The sequence below is a fragment of the Rhodopirellula baltica SH 1 genome, assembly GCF_000196115.1.
GTDB lineage: Bacteria > Planctomycetota > Planctomycetia > Pirellulales > Pirellulaceae > Rhodopirellula > Rhodopirellula baltica.
In genome coordinates, this window is the sequence record NC_005027.1 from 6,116,636 (window position 1) to 6,136,315 (window position 19,680).

At 53.2% G+C, this 19,680-nt stretch carries 13 protein-coding genes and 1 pseudogene; 9 read left to right on the forward strand and 5 right to left on the reverse strand.

Annotation, left to right across the window (positions count from 1 at the left end):
• Positions 1–315: 315 nt before the first annotated feature.
• From RB_RS23410 to RB_RS23440, 7 genes are all read left to right on the forward strand, one after another.
• Positions 316–1,035, forward strand: a complete 720-nt coding sequence (locus RB_RS23410; protein WP_011123174.1) for a hypothetical protein — start codon at positions 316–318, stop codon at positions 1,033–1,035.
• A 290-nt stretch (positions 1,036–1,325) separates the two neighbouring features.
• Entirely contained in the window at positions 1,326–1,721 is a 396-nt protein-coding gene (locus RB_RS23415; RefSeq protein WP_011123177.1) for a TspO/MBR family protein, read from the forward strand.
• A 353-nt stretch (positions 1,722–2,074) separates the two neighbouring features.
• Positions 2,075–2,890: a DUF2262 domain-containing protein gene (locus RB_RS23420; RefSeq protein ID WP_011123179.1), complete on the forward strand. Its 816-nt coding sequence runs from the start codon at positions 2,075–2,077 to the stop codon at positions 2,888–2,890.
• A 13-nt stretch (positions 2,891–2,903) separates the two neighbouring features.
• Entirely contained in the window at positions 2,904–3,401 is a 498-nt protein-coding gene (locus RB_RS23425; protein ID WP_011123180.1) for a hypothetical protein, read from the forward strand.
• Between the two features lie 207 nt (positions 3,402–3,608).
• Positions 3,609–4,013, forward strand: coding sequence for a cupin domain-containing protein (locus RB_RS23430; RefSeq protein WP_164922408.1), 405 nt, complete (start codon positions 3,609–3,611; stop codon positions 4,011–4,013).
• A 514-nt stretch (positions 4,014–4,527) separates the two neighbouring features.
• On the forward strand, positions 4,528–8,355 hold the full coding sequence (locus tag RB_RS23435; RefSeq protein ID WP_231845923.1) for a GspE/PulE/PilB domain-containing protein: 3,828 nt from the start codon (positions 4,528–4,530) through the stop codon (positions 8,353–8,355).
• A 665-nt stretch (positions 8,356–9,020) separates the two neighbouring features.
• The gene (locus RB_RS23440) at positions 9,021–10,634 is read left to right on the forward strand and encodes a hypothetical protein (protein WP_231845924.1); all 1,614 of its coding nucleotides are present in this window, start codon (positions 9,021–9,023) and stop codon (positions 10,632–10,634) included.
• Here RB_RS23440 and tnpC read toward each other — a convergent pair.
• Positions 10,570–11,964 carry an IS66 family transposase gene (tnpC, locus tag RB_RS23445; RefSeq protein WP_011120122.1) on the reverse strand — a complete coding sequence of 465 codons (1,395 nt, stop codon included), beginning with the start codon at positions 11,962–11,964 and terminating at the stop codon, positions 10,570–10,572. The genes RB_RS23440 and tnpC overlap by 65 nt on opposite strands.
• Before the next feature lie 104 nt (positions 11,965–12,068).
• On the opposite strand from tnpC, the gene RB_RS23450 reads away from it, so the two are divergent.
• Together RB_RS23450 and RB_RS23460 are read left to right on the forward strand one after the other, a co-directional pair.
• Positions 12,069–12,989 carry a hypothetical protein gene (locus RB_RS23450; RefSeq protein ID WP_011123190.1) on the forward strand — a complete coding sequence of 307 codons (921 nt, stop codon included), beginning with the start codon at positions 12,069–12,071 and terminating at the stop codon, positions 12,987–12,989.
• An 854-nt stretch (positions 12,990–13,843) separates the two neighbouring features.
• A complete protein-coding gene (locus RB_RS23460; RefSeq protein ID WP_011123195.1) occupies positions 13,844–15,010 on the forward strand; it encodes a hypothetical protein in 1,167 nt (388 codons plus the stop codon).
• A 6-nt stretch (positions 15,011–15,016) separates the two neighbouring features.
• Here the strand turns inward: RB_RS23460 and RB_RS23465 are convergent, their stop codons facing one another.
• The 4 genes and pseudogenes from RB_RS23465 to RB_RS23485 form a co-directional block, all read right to left on the reverse strand.
• Positions 15,017–15,913: an IS1096 element passenger TnpR family protein gene (locus tag RB_RS23465; RefSeq protein ID WP_011123196.1), complete on the reverse strand. Its 897-nt coding sequence runs from the start codon at positions 15,911–15,913 to the stop codon at positions 15,017–15,019.
• 291 nt (positions 15,914–16,204) lie between these two features.
• Positions 16,205–17,032: a Swt1 family HEPN domain-containing protein gene (locus RB_RS23475; RefSeq protein ID WP_231845925.1), complete on the reverse strand. Its 828-nt coding sequence runs from the start codon at positions 17,030–17,032 to the stop codon at positions 16,205–16,207.
• A gap of 676 nt (positions 17,033–17,708) precedes the next feature.
• Positions 17,709–18,074, reverse strand: a pseudogene (locus RB_RS23480) (transposase); the annotation flags it as partial.
• A complete protein-coding gene (locus RB_RS23485; protein WP_011123200.1) occupies positions 18,022–19,677 on the reverse strand; it encodes an AAA family ATPase in 1,656 nt (551 codons plus the stop codon). The gene RB_RS23485 and the pseudogene RB_RS23480, both read right to left, overlap by 53 nt.
• Between the last annotated feature and the right edge of the window lie 3 nt (positions 19,678–19,680).

The window sequence follows — 19,680 nt, forward strand, 5'->3', positions numbered from 1 at the left end:
TTAACCGCCGCTCACGGAGGTCGTGCGGTTCTTGAGTGCTGTGTTCGTGATGTCTTGCAAACCCCGCCCACGCAGCGGGAGAGGTACGGTCCGCGAAAGCAGCAGAGATACCTGCATCAACAAACTGCAAGACCTCCACGTGGTAGGGGCGTTGAATCAACAGCCCGATAGCCCTCTCGCGCAGGCTGGACTGCGGAGGCAGGATTGAAAGCGAAGTTCCCTCGTCAACGCTCGTGTCAAGGTTTAAACCATATTGTTCGGTAGAACACGTAAGAATGGCGCAGTGCACCAGCCAGCAAGGGCTCTTGAAGGGCAATGGAGATTTCAAAATTGGCAGCACGAGTTCCGATCTACCCGCTATTCATCGCGGCGAGTTTGCTCGTTGGATGGTTCATGCCCGACTTTTACGCATGGACGGATTCCGACCAAAGCCGTCCTTCGCCACTGCTTTGGAATTTGCCTATGTGGTCGGCGATTGCTTCCTTGGTTTTCTGCTTGGCTCTACCGTGGCTGCCCATCGCGCCAAGGAAACTAGACGATTTGCAGCGGACACCGATGCGGTTCTCGGTTCGTGCCTTGTTGCTTCTCACCGCTGGTGTCGCAATCGCGATACCGATGCTCGCGAAGTTTCCAATCGTGTTGAGCGGGATCGTTTGCATCGGGGCGTTTGCGTATCTGGCTGCGTTCGGTGCACGGCATCCTGAACATCGCATGGCCGCGGTGACCTTGGTTGCATGCATGGCATTGCCCTATAGCTGGATGGTTGGCGATGAGGATATTGGCAATGTCCTTTTTGGTCTCATGATAATGTTGGTCGAAATGCCCGCATTTCTTCCAACGGCATTGTTGAGCATACCACTTGAACAATATGTTTTTGACATGCAGTGGCTGGCGGTTTCGCTGAACGCACTTGAGATCATCATCGGCATCTGGATCATCCGGTTGGGACCAAAACGAACGATCGCGTACCTACTGCTGGTGATTCAAATGTCCGCAGTCGGCTCCTTGGCGTTCTACGCGATGTGCGTTGCTTGAAAAGATTTGTGGTCGATCTGAATTTGAAGTGATACAACTTCACTCTTCGGATATCGCAACGTGCGTGCATCTTTGATGCATCGATTCAAGATTGGGGCTGCTGCGTCTGGCAACGCAATTGGCAGATCAGGCACGACTTGTCAGCCTCAAACGGTACATTGTCGAAGAAGGTGATTCATGCCACGCATTGCTCCTGGCAAAACTCTTCGAACACTCGGTGTCGTCATTCGATTACTTCTGTATGTAGTCTGCGTTCGCACGTTGTCCATTTCCTTATCAAGCTTCCATTCATGACCTGGCGAGACTGGTACGACGCCCTCGATAAACCGACTTGGACCCCCGAGCCATCGACGATCGGACTGATTTGGCAGATCCTCTACCCGATCATCTTGGTCACGTTCGGCTACGTTTTCTATCGCGTTTTCCGTAAGCAAATCCCATGGTCTGTCGCGGTTCCTTTCGCGATCAATCTGCTTGCCAACATTGCCTTCACGCCAATTCAGTTCGGTTTGCGCAACCTCCCGCTTGCTGCTCTCGATATTGCGATCGTTTGGGGCACGATTCTGTGGGCGATGAGAGCCATCTGGCCACACCATCGTTGGGTCGCTTTCGCACAGATTCCGTACTTAGTTTGGGTGACGATCGCGAGCATCTTGCAGTTCTCAATCACCTGGAACAACTGGTGACACGTCAGTGGGATCACTGTCCGTTCCATTGATCCAGCAACGGCAACTGTGAGGTTTGTCTCACGTAATTACCTGAACCCTCTGCCCATACATTCGCCGTTTTGGCGTTCGCCAAAGCTTTTACTGACATTCGGTCTGAACACCCATGTGGCCCATGAGTTTGCCGACAGTCATTTCTGCGTTCCCTCTATTTTATTCCTGACATGGCAGGCCGCAACGCCGCTCGGTGAAGTCGCCTGCGGTTGGGAAGCATCGAGAGGTCGAGTTGTTGACTAGATGAACACTTCAAGCGTGATCGGAAACATCGATAGGCTTACAATTGGGCTTTTGTCGATGGAGCAACACGGATTTGAATGATGAGCGAGCGTTTTGAATTCCCAGACCTCGACAACCTATCGGCGGTGGACCCTGCAGGTTGTGAGTATTCGTCCAAGTTGGTGGAAGTCGAAGGGGTCGTTTCCCAGTCGAGTCAGAGTGGCTGGCCCGGATCGGAAGGCTACTCTGTTCATCTGTTTTCGCTTGCGGCTTGGCTGGTTGTAGGAGAACCGTTACGTCGCAATACGCTGTTGTTGCTTCGGCCCGTTCCGGTAGAGGCTGACTATTTCGGTGACTTCGCGGCGGGGACGCTGCACCGGTTCGAAGTCGTGTTGTCGGTCGATCAGACTCGTGCGGTTGTATCCAAGCTGACGAAGAGAGACATCGTAAACCGCGAGCTCGCAACTGTTGCGAAAGAGCTCGAACAACCGGTCGTCGTTAAAACAGAACGGTTCGGCGACCTCACGTTGAACCGCAGCATTGGCTGGTTCGAAGGTCTCGCGGATTGGAATGGAATCGAAGTCGAACTCTCGATCGAAACAGACGAGAGTTTGGACATTGCGAGCCAGCTCGAAACTGCAGAAACACTTTTTCGTGATGCGACGCAATGGCAGAAGAAAATCGATGCGTTCGCGGTTGCCGAGAAGTTAGAGTTGGCGAACGATTGGCAGGAGGTCGGAAATGAGATGGACGCGGAGGAGTTTTTGGATCGTATGGTGTTGGAGTCGATCTCAATTGGTCCCGACGGTGAATTTGAGTTTTGGCACGACGATGGTGATATCTTCTATGGTCATTCCATTCAAATCAGCGGCTCGTTGAGTGAGGGTTTGACTGATTCGGACATCCCTGGCTAAGGAGCCAACGCAAATGGACCCGTTTGGACAGGTTTGGGAATCGTCTCGGACGAACGCTTTTTCTTGGGGCTATGCCGCCACCCTGTATGCAGGAGTTGGCGTGCTCATTGTGTTGTCAGTGATCCAGCGTGATGCTTTTCGTCGCACTTTGAAAGCGATTGCGATCTTTGGTTTGGCGATCATTGCAACGCAGTGGTCTGCATCCGAGATCGAAGAGAAGTGGCGGATCCGACGCGAGTGGGCGGACGCACATCCGGCTGAGATGACCCAGGAAGGCTACATGGGTTTGACGGTCGATGGTGCCAACCGATCTCTTGGTCCATTGATCTATGGCTTCCAGGCGTTCTTGCTTTTCTGCGTTGTCGCCATCGCCCTGTTTGTGATCCGTGCCATGATGTTCCAGAGACCGGTCGACTCACCAATCGAAGCCACTCCGGAAGACGAAGCCAAAGTTGCAGCGGATCTGTCTGCTTCTGACAATCCCTACCATCCCCCAGCGGAATCAACCTGAACCGTTCCCGATTCAGTTCCGAGGCGAAACCTGGTTGATCGCCCTCCGCGAGCCCAACGATGACCCCTGCCTCCGTTTGGGCTCGCCTCCTTTGGGACTTCCGAGCACCCGCGATTGTCGGTTGTTCGATGTCATCGGCAATTACACACACTGAAAGATTGATTTGACGATTTGCTTTCCGCTACACCAATGAATTGGAGGCTTGTCATGAAAGGCGACGCCGTCACCGAAAACGCAATTGGTCGTGAGCCAAAAATCTTGCACCGTTCTGATTGGGCATCACACGATCAACTCTGGAAGGGAGACGTTCAGGGAAAGGACATCGGGACGGAAGTGACCGTCTTGTTCTATTGCACGGATGAAATCGGAGCCGGGCCTCTCTGGCATGTTCATCCATACGATGAAATTTTCATCGTCCGCAACGGGAACGCGTTGTTCACCATTGGTGACAAAAAGATCGAAGCAACAGCGGGCGACATTTTGCTGGGGCCAGCGAACGTCCCACACAAATACCACAACGTTGGCCCCGGTTCACTGGAGACGACTGACATCCACGTCTCAGAAAGCTGGATACAGACGGATCTTGACGACCCTGAACTGATGGCTGAATGAAGCATCGTCTCAGACGGCCATGAAACGTTGGTTGCCTACTTCCGCTGCACTTCCGAAGATGGTTTCAGTGTGCCAACGGAGGAGGCAGACCGGTGACTGGCCGACCGATATGACCGGCTGCCAGATGGGCAATCCATGATTCCAGGCTCAATGAAATATTGCGGGTAACCAACGTCCCTGTGATCCAGACGATGTCGAGATGCCCTTATCGCTTCGCCTGACAAGCTACACAATCACCGGTCAACATCGCGGCAAAATCCCGAGCAAAAGTCTCGACTTTGCTCGGTGATTATGAGCGTTGCTCAACAAATCAGCTGTCACGTCAAAGGCAGGATGCCATTCTGTGCCATCGCTCTCATTGGCCGGAGCAGGACCCAAAGAACGGCGACGATATTCCACATGCCGTTTTTCCAAAGCGTCTTGCAACCATGATACGCTGAATTGAGTCACGCCACCGGCGTTCATCTCTTCCTTTCGGCAGGAGTGCAGTATGAGATCCCCACGCATCTTCACGATGAAACGAAGTCTCGCCAAGCAACTTGCTCGTGGTGTTCACGTTGGTGGTCAATTTGTGTTCGTTGATCTAGGTGCGATCGATCGAGATAAAGTTGAGTTTGCGAGCGATCTTCATCCTGCGTTCTCTGACATTGCTACAAATGCTGATCAAGGGCAATGTCGATTGACGATTCCCATTCCTCAGGGGGAAAGACTCACGTTGCCAGGTGTCAAGGTCAAAGCAACTCAGCCACCCCCTTTGGCGCTGGCAAGCCTGACGTGCGATCGCGATCTTTATCGATTTGGTAGCGATCAAGTGAACGTCTTGGTCGTCGATCTTGATTCACCGCAGCAAGAGGTTTGTGTTGATCTGCTGTTGGGAACTGCGAACGGCAGTCCAACACAGTTCGATCAACGGCACGTTCGACTCAATGAGTGCGGACTGGGGATTGTTCGCTTTGATGATTTACCAATTGGAACCTACCAAGTCGTTCGAGCGGATTCTCCTTGCAAAATTGATGGTTGCGAGTTTTCGGTTGCGGGCTTTGACTTGGCACCGCTTGTCGCGACGATCGGCCAGATTCAACTTCGCAAAAAAGCGATGTCGTGCACGCTGCGCATTTCTCATTTCTCCAAACCATTGACCGGTGCAATTCGCGTTGACTTGTACGATCAGAAGTCTCGAATCGACTCCCGCCGGGTCGGCGTCAAACAAGGGTTAGCCATTGTCGGGTTGGAGATCGATGGCGACGGACCGCACCACTTGGAAATCACCTTGGTGAAAGACTCTTCCGCCACCGCAACGATCCCGCTGCCGGGAAGCGAGCGACAGCAAAGGCGGGAAACTGTCTTGACGAGTAGTGGGCCCACGACAACCGCGTCGCTAATGCCCGGACAGGGCACCACCGAAGCACTTGGTTTGCATGTCCGTCAGACCGGACAAGATAATTCGCCTGTCCAAATCACCGATACGCTGCGTGGTGTTGTCCGCATCGGAGCAATGCAGGATATCGAGGACTGTGTGGTTTGCACTTGTCCTTTTCTCTCTCCGAGGGCCACCTCAAGCGAAGCTGCCAATGCACCCTCGCCGAACACGTATTCACGGCGACTGGGGGATTTGGCGGCTGGAGAAGTGATCGAGTTCCCGTCGAGCGAATTGGCTGGGTTGATTTCAGTTGGTTGCTTCGTCGATGAAAAACCGTGGGAGGCACGAGCGGTCACGCTGCAACGCTGCAACTGGAATCCATCGGTTCGGATTGCTCAGAGCAATGATTCAAGCAATGAAAGGGAACTCGAGGATGAATTTGACAGGAAGGCTTCTTTCGAACCGGGAACGAACGTTTCGATGGCCATCGATCTGGGAACGGAAGAGTCCGGGTATGCGGCGGTGGTGATTCGTGATGCTCGATTGCAGCCGAGTTCACGTCCAAAGCAGCGGTTGGCGGCGAGTATCAAGGTCGCTGCCGAGCAAGCACTGATCGGCGAAGTTGAAACACAAACGGTCTACGGCTCTAGCGAACAATCGGAACGCGATCCGTACTGGGCACATTTCTCGACGCGGACGCCGCCTATCGACGATGAAACGCTTTCAAAGTTTGTCGATCGTGAACTCATCAGCGAATCGCAGGCTGATCATGTGATGGAAGCGGCGTCCGAGTGTGGAAAACCTTACTTCACGTTGCTTCAGGATTATGGTTATGCCGCCGACGACGACATGTCGCGAGCTCTCGCTGAAATCTACGGATACCAATTTGTTGATTTGGACAATTTGTCAATCAACGAGGCAATTATTGAGCTGTGTCCCGAGTCGATTGCACGCGAGAACACTGTCATTCCCATCCGCGAAGATTTTGACGGCAATCTCGTCTTCGCAATGTCCAATCCCATCGACTTGGAAACGATTGAAAAGCTCCGCTTTATCTTGAATCGTCATATTGAGACCGTTCTCGCCACGCCCGATGCCATTGTTGAAGCGATCAACCATTTCTACGGGCAGATCGAGGGAGAATCCGCTGACAGCATGTTGCAGGAGTTCACCGATTCAGCGATCGATTTTACCGAGACAATGGATGCGGGCTGCGAAAGCGTCGTGCCAAATCCAGTCGCAGCGAATGATAGCGAAACCGCGTTGTCACCACCGGAGCAGCTGGATGCAGAGGATGCTCATGTCATTTTCTGCGAACTGATTGAATGTCCGTCGGGTCGAGGCCAAGCGGCGGTGGAGTTGCCAGAACGAATGGGACGCTACACCGTTGACTCGTTCGTTGTTTCTGGACGTCAGTGGTCGCATGTTGAGAACGAGTTTGAGGTGCATGCCGATCCCTATGTCAAACTTCAGGTCCCGGCGGTTCTCTTGGATGGCGACCAAGCCAGTGGTCGGGTAATCGCACGGTGCCAGTCGGGGAATTTTTCTCTGACGGTTGATTGTGACGGGACTTCAGTAGAACTTCATCTTGCAGACGCTCCCTACGATCCGGTCACGACGGACCATCTGACGACGGCGGAATCCGAGTTCACCTTTGTTGTCGGACTCGGGCGGTACACGGCGAAGGTCTGCGATCGGGTCAGCGGTAAAACTCGAGAAGATATCCATCAAGTCAAGCCGCTCGGGAAGCTTGTCGAGCTTCGGCGAACCATGCGGATGCTCACCGACGGTGAACGGATTGAACTCGGCGATCAGATTCGGCAGATTCGTTTGCTTCCCAGTGTGCAACCAATGAAGCAAATGGTGGCGGAGGCGACGACGAATTACGATCATCTTTGTTGTGAACAAACTGCGGCCAAGCTTTTCTCGGCAGTCGTCTGTTTGGCAAATCAAATTGGCAGCGGTGAACCAATCGAAAAATCCTGCACGGCGATCCGTGTCGGCCTGAAACGACAGCAACGCATGTGGTTGCCGGGAAAAGGATTCGCAATTTACCCAGGCAATTCACCGGACGTGACCTGGGGACGCATGGCGACCATGCATTTACTGAAAATGGATTTTGTGAGTGAGCTGATTGAGTCCAACAGCATGGCACGCTCGCTGCTCGGCGAAGTTCGACAGCTTGCCCGCGAGTCAGCCAAGCATTACCGGATCGCTTGGCCACCAGAGTCGATCGGATCAAGCGAAGACGCCTACGCTCAATTGCGTTTCGGTCACGGGGACCAGAGCCAAGCCCTCGAATACGCACGCTTGCAAGCCCGAAAGCCGATTGCTGGCGTTCGAACATTTTGGCGCGCCGATCAAGCGATGGCTGCTGCTGCTCTGCTCCGTGGAGGAAGCGAGCAGGCTGGCACGCGAGCATCTGATACCGCCGAAGCCACGCGATTGTCGAATCGATTGTTTGATGAGCTTGGGCCGGAGGGGCGTTTGTATTCGACCGTTGACTCTGTCGCACTCATTGTTCTGCTGCTTGAGCTTTCTCGAACGGAATGGATGCAGTCGGATTGCACAATAACGGTCAATGACCAAGTACAAACGATCGCCAATGCCATCAACAGCACTGAGCCGATTGAATCATTGCAAACCAATCATGGAACCCTCGCGGTGGAGTATCTTTCCTATGTCGAGCAGGACTGGATGCGTTTTGTTTCCAACACGCCAATTACTGTCCAGTTGATGGTAGGTGGTCACGCCCAAACGCAATTCCAGGAAGGCGACGTGATTGAACTTCGCGTGCGGATCAAGCAAGGATACAAAGCGGGGGACCTTGTTTGGGTCGCCTTGCCACCATGCCTGTCACGAATCCAAGGTGGCGGCCAAGTCAAGCAATTCGCGGTCGACATGGAGGGAGAATCGGAAACGGCGATCCGCCTAGCGGCAACTGCACCCTCGTCACATCCATTTTGTCCGCCGGCGAGTTAGCGTTTTCTGGTGTGCTTGCGAAACATGTATGACGAGGATCGAATCGGAAACCTCGGGCCGATCTCGGTCCAGGTTACGTAATGAACTTGTAGGCTTGAACGCGCCGAATGAATTTGACGATTGATGTCGCGATGTTAGTGAGTGGTCTACGCAAAGTTCCGGTTTACTCGTCCATGACAAGAATCAGTGCACACCGACTCGCTGTCCACAAACAACTTGCCGCACGAACTGACGCATCCATGCAGAAAATTGAAACCATTGTTGCATCGGATTCGCCTGCCTCCGACAATCTATGTTATTCCTGTTGATCCGAACTGAACCGTGTCTCTTCGGTTTCAATCCGAATCAACAGTGTTCGCTCTCCGTGAGTCCAATGATGACACCCCTGCCGTTTTAGGCGTCTAATAGGATCTGACGCTCGCGATCGCGTTGTGATCATAGCGATTCAGGCATTCAGGAAGGGCGACTTTTGCGATGGCGATTCTTATCTTCCGAATTTGGCACAATGATGTTCAGTTGAGCTGACCACCCATCGCGTTTTCGCACGCCACCATGCTTTCTGGGACATGAGCTTTCTGTTCGGTTCTTAGACTTACGCGATAGCTTCACACTGACGAGTCGTTGGAAGCCACCCCGTTTCTCTTCACCTTTCTCGAGTGTCTACGATGCTGCGTTGGATCAGAAACTTCCTTCTGTTTTGGACGATCGTTCCGGTGGTGTCTCTGGCGAGAGCCCAGGAATCGGACGCTTCTACAACGAATGAAACGTTCTCGCTGAAGCTTTCGACGCCAACGCCGATCGTTCATGTCAACACCGAGGGTGACCTCGCACTATGTGCTCAGTGGCTTCCAGCTGGTTTCGATGATGGAGAGAAGCGACTCGGCACAGCCGTGGTCCGGTTGGTAACCGTCGATCTTGATTCCCGTAGGCTGCTTGAACAAACGGATTTGCCAGCCAAAGTATACGGATTTGGAATCGGACACGAGCGGTTGTACATCGTAACTTTGGATGCCGGGGAAGTCAGTGTGTTGGATGCACGCACTCATGCAAACCTGGGAACTCAAAGCCACGAAGATTGCTTTGGGCAGTTGGAGGTCGTGGCAAACCGACTCGTTTGCTCGTCAGAAGGACATCTGCGGCTCAACCTAAATGACTTGACAGAATCGAAGCGTTGGGCTGGCCTTGATCCTGCAACGCTTCGGGGAAATGCTCCGTTGCGGCGGCATGCCGAGGTTTTTTCAGTTGAGGGAGCATGGCACTTGGACGGCATAATGTATGGTGAAGCGATGAACCCATTGATGATCGTGGACGGACGTATGTCGAGAGAGCAGCTTTTTGGGTTTTGGCGAATGGAAGCACAGGCCAAGAGACCAATTGGCAACATGGCGTGTCGTGATCTTCCACTGACAGTGGTCGTGTCGTCCAAGGGCTACGCGAGTGAGGAGGCAGGGATGGAGCTCGTAGCGAAGGTGTTTTGCAAACATCAGACATTACCTCTCGCAGAATACGACATCGGAAAAGTTGACGGCAAGCACTTCAGGATGAAAGGGGAAAGGATCGTTTGGAAAAGGCGTGAAACGTCGGCCGGGAAACCTTTTGGATTTGCACAATTCGGACGGTACAAGCCATTGAGGACACAGTTCTATTTGGGTGACGACAACGAAATTCCGCTTGCAATGGCGAACGCCCGTTCTCGTGTGGTCATTGCGTCGGAAGGCTTCCTCCATGTAATTGATCTTGGCGATTCGGTCAAAGAGCAGGTTGAGAAAATTCCGCGTTTGAAGAAACAGCAGACCTTCGTGTCAATCTCGCTTGCTGGCGAAGACGTGGTTCTTGAGCATGAGCTGTGGAAGCAATTACCCGATGTAAGATTCGGCGTTTCGGTGCCTTGCATCTATGGGGAAGATCGCACCGTCGTGGATGCATCGAGTGGTACTGCGCGGGTTTCAGCGAAACAGTTGGAAGAAGCAATTCAGAATAAGATTGCCATGCTTTCTCCTGAGAGACTGAATGCTGATGAGCAAAAGGCGGTGACGTACTTCAAGCAGGCATTTAATAAACCGCCAACGGGGCGATGTTTTCTGCAGCCGGTGAACGTGACTGCAGTCGCTACCAGTGAGGGAAGAGAGGTTGCCGATTCGCTCAGATATTCAATGATCGTTGAAATCCCAGAGGCGACCTTTCTGAGCCTTCGGCAAAACAAAGAGTACTTGTTTACCGTGCCGCGATGGGCAGAGGCAGGGCAAGCGGGCTCGTCGTGGTCAATTGACAGCGGATGAAGTCGAAAGGATCGGCCAGTCTTTGCTTGCACGTTTGCATCACGCTCATGATTCGTGACTGGGCCAATGCTCCGGCTTCGGTGCGGTTGCCGCCCCATACTTTTCGATTCACGACCGCCGGACGGATCGCCTGCTCGCCTCGCCAGTTCGTTGCGTCGGCACCGGGACGGTGCAGGAACGTGAATAGATCATCGAGATGATTTTCCAAAAACTTCGCGAAGCGTTCATTGGCAGCATGCTTCTTTGGGTGACGAACCAATTTCCACATCTTCATCGTCAATCGGCCCGCCATCACCTTCATCCCATGTGCCGTCATCTCATCGGATCGAAAACGGTTGCGATACTCGAAGCCTGCGAGCAGCAAGTCTTTCACTCCACGCGGAAACGCCAACGCACCACTGGTCCCGCTTTGGATTAACGATTCACATCGCCGAAGCAGGTGCGCAAAGCATTGTTGATGAGTCGCTGCGGTGAACTTGTCATAGACCGCCCAGCCGTCGTGTCCAAAGATTCCCGACCAGTCGATGCCCAGCAGTCTTTCCGCCGGCCCGATGCTTCTCGTCGCATCCACTTCGTAACACGTCGCGGTCAGTCCGACGAACGCATGAAGCCAAGCCCCACGTCCATCGACTCGCCAACCCGTTTCATCTCCGACCACCTGAGGCGAACCACGCACGGCCCTTCGGACCTGAGCGTAGGCGTCCTCTAGTCGATCAGCGGTGCGAAGCATGCTTCGGCAACTGGTGCTGCGACTGACCCGAATCTCAAAAAGCATTTCCAGCAGACGCTTGACCTTGCCGTGACTGAGCCCAAGTTCTTTGTTCAAAAGCGCCATCGCGGCGTGAACGTTCGGTCCGAGTTGAGCCGCGGCGGCTCCGACCGCGTCGGACGTTTGCAGTTTGTGCCGACCCTGGACATGAGATCCACAGCCACAGCAAATTCCAGCGTCGATGTTGAATTGCCGGTTGATGACGACGCGAGGGATATCGGTTTGGAACTGCACGAGCGTTTCGGTCTTGGTCAGTTCGCCATGGCCGCAGTCGGGACAGCACGCTGGTAGGGGAACGTCGTACGTTTCATCGATCTGTTCGGGCACGGCTCGGCGATGGTGCTTGCCGTGATCTTCACCGCTTTTACGCCCTGGCTTTTTCGGATCGGCTTTGCGTTTCTTGCGAAACGGAGCCGCTTGGCGTTTACCTTCGCGTTCAACTTTCTCAAGACGTGCCGTGAGCAACTCAACTTGCTTGACCAGCATGTCGATGATCGCCTGCTGCTTCTCAAGCAGCGGCTTGCAATCCGGGCAATCGGTGGTGATCTTGGGCACATCCATGACCCGCGAATTGTGGTCGATTCAGGCCAAATTCACCAACACCAGTTTTTCGCTGGGTAAACAAGTACAACAAAGATTCGGTTCGAAATCAAATCACGGCAAAATTGCAGCAAGCGGAGCAAAAAGCCAGCCTTGCCAAGGCAGCAGCGAATCAGAAGCGTAGGCAAGAGATAGCGAACGAAAAAGCAATGGAGAAATGGCAAGAGGACCGATTCAATTTCATCGTTCGTTGTTTTTACGGTAGTCTTGTTATGTTCGCTTTGTCCCTCTTGGTCTTCAAGTTGTGGAAATGGAGGCGTGCTTCGTTGCAAAAAATGGCATTGGCAGATTCTAGTGTTGTTGTTCCGGATTCCCACGGGCTGCGTAAAGGGTTGCTCACTGTCCATTGGAGCATGATTGCTCTACTGGTAGTCGGATTGCTGCCGTTAATAGGAGCGGCGTGTGAAGCGGTCGGGGTGATCTCTGAGATTCGAATTCCGATGGGGCCGCTCGTGGTCTGTGCGTGCTGTTGTGTTGCGGGCATTCTCGCCGGAACGGGGTTGTGCATCACTGGGCCTGAATCTCTTGGTTCTAGGTTGTATGCAACCGGCACGCTTGTTTTGGGAATCGCCTCAGTCTTTGTATTGGTCGGTTTCGTAACTGCGGTATTTCTTAGCGTTGGTCTTCGGGCCAATGAGTCGAGTGCGTTGTCCGTCCTCGCGCGTTTGCTCGCATGGACGAGCATGATCGTGTTCGTTTCAGCCTGCGTTTCAATGCTGCTTTTTCTTCGCACCCTCGCTGAGTCGCTGCAGCACCATGGGGGGATCATACGCGCAAACGTTGCAATGTTTGGGGTTGCTCTTTGCGTTTTGCTTTTCGTGTTGTGTTATGCTCATGCATGGAATTCATCCGGACGTGCTACCTACCTGGAAATGATGCGCGGTGTGGTGTTTTTATGGGCCGTGATCGCCTGCGTTGCGTTTGCCATCTACATGATCTCCGTAGGGTTGATTCGAGATCTTGCCAAGCTACTTGGGCGTGATTGATTCTCTCGAGCCGATTGGTTTGTTTGTGCAAGCCTGCATGAGATCAGTCGCGAGCATGCGTCGCAGTTTGCGATATGTCTTGTGAAGGATTTAATGTCAATGGAACCGTTTAAGCAAATCTAGGAATCGCCGCGGACAAATGGGCCTTCTTGGGGCGATCCAGCTGTCGTGTACATAGGAGTAGGTGTGCTGATTGCGTTGTCTGTGATTCAACGCGACGTTTCCCATCGGATTTAGAAAGCCATTGCGATTTTTGGTTTTACGATCGCTGCAGCTCAGTGGTCTGCGTTCGGAATCGAAGAGAAGTGCGGATATGACGCGAGTGGGCGGACACACATCCGGCTGAGATGACCGAGGAAGGCTACATGTAATCGACTGTCGATGGCGCCAACCGAGCCCTTAGCCCCGTGATCTACGGCTTCCAGGCGTTCTGGCTTTTCTGCGTTGTCGCCATCGCCCTGTTTGTGATCCGTGCCTTAATGTTCCAGAGACCGGTCGACTCACCAATCGAAGCCATGCCGAAAGACGAAGCCAAAGTTGCAATGGATCTGTCTACCTTCGAGGATCCCTACCATTCCCTAGCGGAACCAACCTGAACCGTTCCCGCTTCAGTTCCGAGGCGAAGCCGGATTCGTCACCCAACGTGAATCCGAAAAAGACCCTCGTCGCCTTTTGGGGCCCTGTCTGGTGTTTGCCACGTTGGGTCGAATACGATCTGCTGCCGCTCGAAAACCCTTTCAGTTCATTGTCGGTTCACAGGTCAGCCCAGTCGCGATCCGTTTTGGACGAGGCAACCAGTTCGCGACGCCAGGAATCGTCGCCTCGTCCACTACCAACTCGAATATTGAGATCCCATGAGCGAATACCAGTATGTGGCCTTCCGTGCCGTTGACCGAGCATTGGATGACAAACAACTTGAGTTTGCTGCACAGCAATCGTCGCGTTCAGAGCTTTCTCGTTGGGAGATGTCGGTTGAGTATCACTACAGTTCGTTTGGTGGTGACGTTGATGGCCTGCTGCGGCGTGGCTTTGACGTATATCTGGCGTACGCGAACTACGGTTCTCGTGAGATCAGACTGCGATTATCAAGTGGCCTGCCATTTTCAAAATCGACGCTCAAGCCGTTTCTCAATTGTGACGGGATTTCTTGGAAAAAGGATCCCAAGGGTAAAGCGGGAGTCCTCAGTGTTTGTCCCTATCATGAGTCAGGAAGCATTGAGGACGTCTGGGAGTTTAAGGATTACCTGGATTCGCTGGCGAAAGTCCGCGAGCAACTGATCGATGGTGATTTGCGAGCGTTGTACTTGCTGTGGTTGTGTGCTGCGTACGATGACAACGAACTTCCAGAGCAGACGATCGAACCTCCTGTGCCGCATGGTCTGGACACGATGCCATCAGGCAGCAGCGATTTGCTGCCTTTCTTTGGACTTGATCCGTTGACGTTGAAAGCGGCTGCGGATGGCGTGCCGAAGCTTGCTCCGCAGACCGACGAGGAAGATCCGATTCAAAATTGGTCACGTTCGATAAGCGAAGCGCGTTCGCGAGCTTTGTTGCGTCGGCTGTTGAAAGAGGATCCCGCGTCACTCAAAGCCGAATTGCTTGCCGAGATTCGCGAATCCGGATCGGCTGCTGCTTGGCCCACGACGGTGCGAGGTCACTCGCTTGAGACGCTGCTTTCTTCGGCTAATGAATTGCGAGAGAAGGCGAACGCAGTGAAAAGGAAGAAGGAGCTTGCAAGGGCCAAGCGAGAAGCCGCCAAGGCAGAGAAAGAACGCCAAGCCCGAATGGAGAAGATGAAAGAATCGCCAACGACATGGCTTGCCAAAGCCGAGAAGATCGTGGCCGTTCGCGGCACGGAAAACTACAAGGCCGCCGCCGAGATCCTCGCCGATCTGCGAGACGCAGTTGGCGGCGAAGCGGGAAAGAAGCTTGCTCGCGACTGTGCCGAGAAGATGGTCAAAGCCCACCCCACGCTCAGCATGCTCAAGTCATCGTTGCGGAAACGTGGGCTCTTGAACTGAGTCTCTCTACCAGGACGGCATTCCCGTTTGCATGAGATGCGTTGCTTCTGCATTGTCAAATTCAGTCGCGTCAAATGGACCGCTCCATTCCATGTACTCCTCGTGCTGAGGATGCTTGGGATTGCTGATCGCTTCGAGGTATTCGTAGTAGCCCCAGATGCCGCCGACATCCTCCGGCGGACACGCGTTTTTACCGGCGGTGCAACATGGATAGGTGACATTGCGTTTGGGAGCAACGATTCTTTCCAACACGATGTTGTGAGTCCAGCCATCGCCAAAATCATAGTCGTATTGCATCTTCAGCTTGGCACCATGCATTGCCACCAGTTTGGCGATCGTGATTCCTGAGTAGGATTGGGCCCAATCCATCATCCCATGCTCGAGGCCACGCGGATCCACATAGTGGGCTTCCCCGATCACAAACTGATGCAGGTGAGAGTTCGTCCAGCCCATTGCGGCCTGAATCAACTCATGCAATTTGGCCAAGGAAACGTCACCGGTTTCGACGCGTCGCCAAATCGGCGGTTTGGAGCCCGACAGCGTGATCTTGATGACGTAGATTTCAGCGGGTGGCTTGTGTTTCTTGTTCGCGAGTGTTGGCCGGGCTTGCTTCTTTGCATCGGAATTCGTCATCACCCACTCGCGGACGACCCGAGTGATCTTGCCGCCAGACCACTTAGGGATCAGCGATTCGTCAATGAGAATCTGAATCGACCGTGGGACCCCAGGCTCGCGATGAATGAGTCCTTTCTTTTGCAGCGTCTTCATCATCTGGTTGACTGACGGTGGTGAGACGCCGATGGCCTCCGCGATTTCAGATTCCGCGGGCGGCAATCCGAAGCCTACGGTGTAGGCATGAATGTAAGAAAGATACCGGCCCTGGGTTGGGGTGAAATCTGCCATGAACGGGGCTTTTCAAAAGAACGACGACAACATTGCCGTCGCAGTTTAGCAACGAGCGAAGAAGAAGTGTTGGATCGAAATTGTGGCATAGGTTTCCAGCCTGTGTTCCTCGCAATCACAGGCTGAAAGCCTATCGGGCTGTTGATTAAATGAGCCGTACCGCGTTAGCGGCGGTTAGTCAGACGCCAACCGGGGCTAACGCCCATCGGCTAATTGTTGTCACTCGGTATACGACTAAATCAACAGGCTGCTATGCCACCTGTCTTCCGCTTAGTCCTCAATCACAGGCTGCTATCGAATGTCGTCACGCTCGTAGGGCTGCAAGCTATCAGTGGCGACGTATTCAGTCTGATTGGAAAGAAATCCATCCAATGATCCGGCGAGTCGCAAGATCGCATTCCAGTTCTCCTGGGTGTAGGGCTGGGAGTGCGCAAGATTATTGCGAAGGCTTTCAAGCTCTTTGACAATGCGACGAATTTCATTTCGTGAGCGATTCCAAAACAGTTCTCTTAGCTTGTCTGACTTCGCAAACAACTGACCTTTGTCTGACAATTGCAAGCAGTCGACCAATTGCACCTGCTGGTTTCGTCGTACTCTTTCCGCCTGCAGTTGTTCCGCTTTCTCAATCCTGGTGGGCGACAACAGTTCGCGCCAAGCATCGCTGGGGAACGCTTGCTGGAGCACGCGTGTGATGCTCATCTCAAACAGAGTGATCGTGCCGAACAACCACATTCGCATGGGTGGCTTTTCCAAGTCACCTCGCATGATCACACCCACTGGCTGGCCCAGCGTCGAAACCAAAACGAACGACGTCTCGTCCAAAAGACCAACGACTTGTTGCACCGGCGTCGTCGTTTCCACCACCGCCACTTCGGCAAGCGGCAGCATTTGCTCGCTGATCGGTCGGTCATCAATTTGGTCTTGATGCAAAAGACCAGTGACAACGCCCTTGTGACGAATTCCCAGTACCGACAGCGGCCGGTCCAGCATGAACTCACGCAAAGTGTCGAGTTCGGTGGTGTCATCAAAAGAAGCGAGCGGCTCGGCGAGATCGCGAGCCACAATGCTCTCTCGAAATACGCGACGCAAACTACGGACGGTCGAAGATGTGTCAGTCATGCGAATCAAGGTATCACGGGCAAGCGCGTTGCAACATCCACGGCCGATTCCCAATTGGTTCGCCACCCGCACCCACTCCATTCAGCGAGCCCTTCGAACCCGTGCGAGGAGAGTTTTTCTTTTTCGTGCGAAGATTTGAAGTCTTCCGTTACATCACCGTGAGCGGAATCACTCGCCAAAGCGAGAGTGACCGGCCTAGCAAACAGCCATCTCATGAAGTTCTCCAGTGTGTACGGCGGAGTTCAATCTCAGTCGTCCCGAAACGACTTTGCCAACGATTCCATCGTCGAAGCAAACGCGTGCCGGATGTTCAAGCCACGGTTCACCCCACCAATCGCAGTCATGCTGGGAAACGAAACGGCACCGACAATCGAAAGGTCTATTTCCGATGATCCGCTTCTCCTCCAGCGTCCCGAGTTGAACCATTTCCGATTCAATTCCACCGCGAAGCAGGGCTCAACATCCTCCGCGAACCCAATAATGACCCCCACCCCAATAGTGTTCGGCCCGGCGTTTGCCGGCCTGGAATATTGGCGGATAGTTGCCGAGTTGAATGTAGGTTCCTTGCAAAGGAAATGAAGCGATCGTCTTGCTAGGATCGTTGCGTTTGTGTGTTGGGGACCGCGCAGCATTCATGCCGAGACCAGTCAGGCAAAATGACCTCCCACAACGCCGATTAGCAAATTTCTTTACGCTCCTCTTTGGCACGCTTTGCCTCTTCTGCAGCTGCTTGCTTTTCGATGTGAGCAATCAGCTCCTCATCAGTGGCTAAGCCTTGGAAGTAGAAGCTGATTATTTCAAACGTTCGTTTCGTGGGGCGAGATCCAGTCCACAGGTTGATCAGCAAACAGGCAATCACCGAACAGTAGACTTGAATCTGGATTCCATTGGCGTTGTGGCTGATAAGGTGATCGCCGCCCATCAGTTGCTTGTAGAACCGAAAGAAGATTTCAATTGTCCATCGGTAGGCGTAGATCAGGGCAATGATTTCAGCAGGTACATTCAGTAGATTGGTGGCAATGCGAAGGATCCCATCGCTGTTGAGGGTCTACTCCACTTCGTTCATCGATCGCTTTGTAATCCAACTCTCCAAGAGCATTAAGTTCGCCCGCAAGCACCCGAACCCAAAGTGGATTCTCGGAACATCTTCTACCGTCATTGCGTTTCTTTGCGACCGCACGCTCAATTACATGCGTTGGAAGTTCCCTGCAAAACTGGGCAGACGCCGTTTCGAATAGAGAGGCTGCGTTCTCAATCGTGAACTCGTCTGATTCGAGCTGAATTGACTCCCATTCGTCCGCCAGAAAAGACGTGTGAGTTGAAAATTCGGAAGCACTCCGCGCGGATACCAAAAGGCGTCCGCTTTTCGGCAGGCATTCTGTAAGCCACCGCAATGTACGATCAGACAAATCGATGTATTCATCCATTCCATCGACGACAATAAGCAACGCCCCTTGCCTGGCTGCCTCATGGAACAGCGATTCTAGGCGTTGATTCGCTTGAGACGAAGTCAAATTATTGTTCACTGGTTGACGATCTGTGATTCTCAGAAGTTCTTCAAGTTCTTGAATCCATCGCAGTTGCAAGTGATGCTTGCCGTATTTGTGCCCTAGAATTGTTGCGTAAACTAAGAGAAAGCACGGCAGATCCTTGGTGATCGTAGGTGCATCGTGATCAATTCGCTGTCTGGTTATCGAGCGTGATTTATTGATCGCGGCGACAAAAGCAAGTAGAAGCGTGGACTTACCCAATCCCGCTTCTCCCGTGATAACTAATGCTCGCCGGTGGGCTGTGGTCCACCATCGCCAGAGCTGAGAGACGAGGCGAGTCCGACCTTGAAAATCACATAGTTCAGCGCGCAGTCTGTGAGTTTCGCGGTCGGCTGCTGTTGATGAATGCCTCTGGGTTTGTGATTTGGACCTTGCGAGCGACTGCGCCCCGTTTCCCACCCATTCGCGTGCCCTTTCTTCGAAGTAACCCTCTTCTTCGGACGCAAGTGTCCAACGCTTACCGTTTTGAGTTAATGTTGCTGGGTACTCGGTTATTAGGTTCGGGTATTCGTCCTCGATTCGACGAAGAAGAAGCCGTAGCCTATTTGAATTCTCAGTGGCACTGGCTTCGCCAGTCGTATCAGCTGCGTAATGGTCATCAAATTGCAAGCGATCCGCGTGCGGCACATGTCGGTAGTCTGCCTTCCTGACAAAAAAATGAACTCGATTCTCGTCGATCTCTCGGCGAAATGCTCCTATCTCTATTTCCAGCTCCGTAACGCTCTTCCTCCCAGGCGGTGGTCGGTGCCCCAATTCGGCTAACGCCCGTGCTACCGGGTGATTTGCGTCTTCCTTAGGTTCGCCCTGCGGGACCCAACCGTATCGATCGCCCAAAAGCACAACAAGGTGGTAATCAAGATCTTCCTTTCTACCAAGGTTGGACAAACATGTTTGCAAAATGATTCTTTCCGAATCTTCCTCGACGCAGCCGTCAGTAAAGATTCCGTGCCTGAGGTCGCCCCACCGCAATTGAACATTCGGTGTATCGGCTGCAAGCCGCCGGCGAATGTCGGGATATACATTTCGGAGGAGTATATCTCGCTCTCGCTGCATATCCTTGAACGTGCTTGAGACAAAAACGAGTAGGTTTGGCACTGG

What these genes read in the sequence shown, in the direction of transcription:
- RB_RS23430 (WP_164922408.1), top strand. Translation starts at nt 3,609, where the DNA reads ATGAAAGGCGACGCCGTCACCGAAAACGCAATTGGTCGTGAGCCAAAA.
- RB_RS23415 (WP_011123177.1), top strand. Translation starts at nt 1,326, where the DNA reads ATGACCTGGCGAGACTGGTACGACGCCCTCGATAAACCGACTTGGACC.
- RB_RS23435 (WP_231845923.1), top strand. Translation starts at nt 4,528, where the DNA reads ATGAAACGAAGTCTCGCCAAGCAACTTGCTCGTGGTGTTCACGTTGGT.
- RB_RS23425 (WP_011123180.1), top strand. Translation starts at nt 2,904, where the DNA reads ATGGACCCGTTTGGACAGGTTTGGGAATCGTCTCGGACGAACGCTTTT.
- RB_RS23410 (WP_011123174.1), top strand. Translation starts at nt 316, where the DNA reads ATGGAGATTTCAAAATTGGCAGCACGAGTTCCGATCTACCCGCTATTC.
- RB_RS23460 (WP_011123195.1), top strand. Translation starts at nt 13,844, where the DNA reads ATGAGCGAATACCAGTATGTGGCCTTCCGTGCCGTTGACCGAGCATTG.
- tnpC (WP_011120122.1), bottom strand. Translation starts at nt 11,964, where the DNA reads ATGGATGTGCCCAAGATCACCACCGATTGCCCGGATTGCAAGCCGCTG.
- RB_RS23465 (WP_011123196.1), bottom strand. Translation starts at nt 15,913, where the DNA reads ATGGCAGATTTCACCCCAACCCAGGGCCGGTATCTTTCTTACATTCAT.
- RB_RS23475 (WP_231845925.1), bottom strand. Translation starts at nt 17,032, where the DNA reads ATGACTGACACATCTTCGACCGTCCGTAGTTTGCGTCGCGTATTTCGA.
- RB_RS23420 (WP_011123179.1), top strand. Translation starts at nt 2,075, where the DNA reads ATGATGAGCGAGCGTTTTGAATTCCCAGACCTCGACAACCTATCGGCG.
- RB_RS23440 (WP_231845924.1), top strand. Translation starts at nt 9,021, where the DNA reads ATGCTGCGTTGGATCAGAAACTTCCTTCTGTTTTGGACGATCGTTCCG.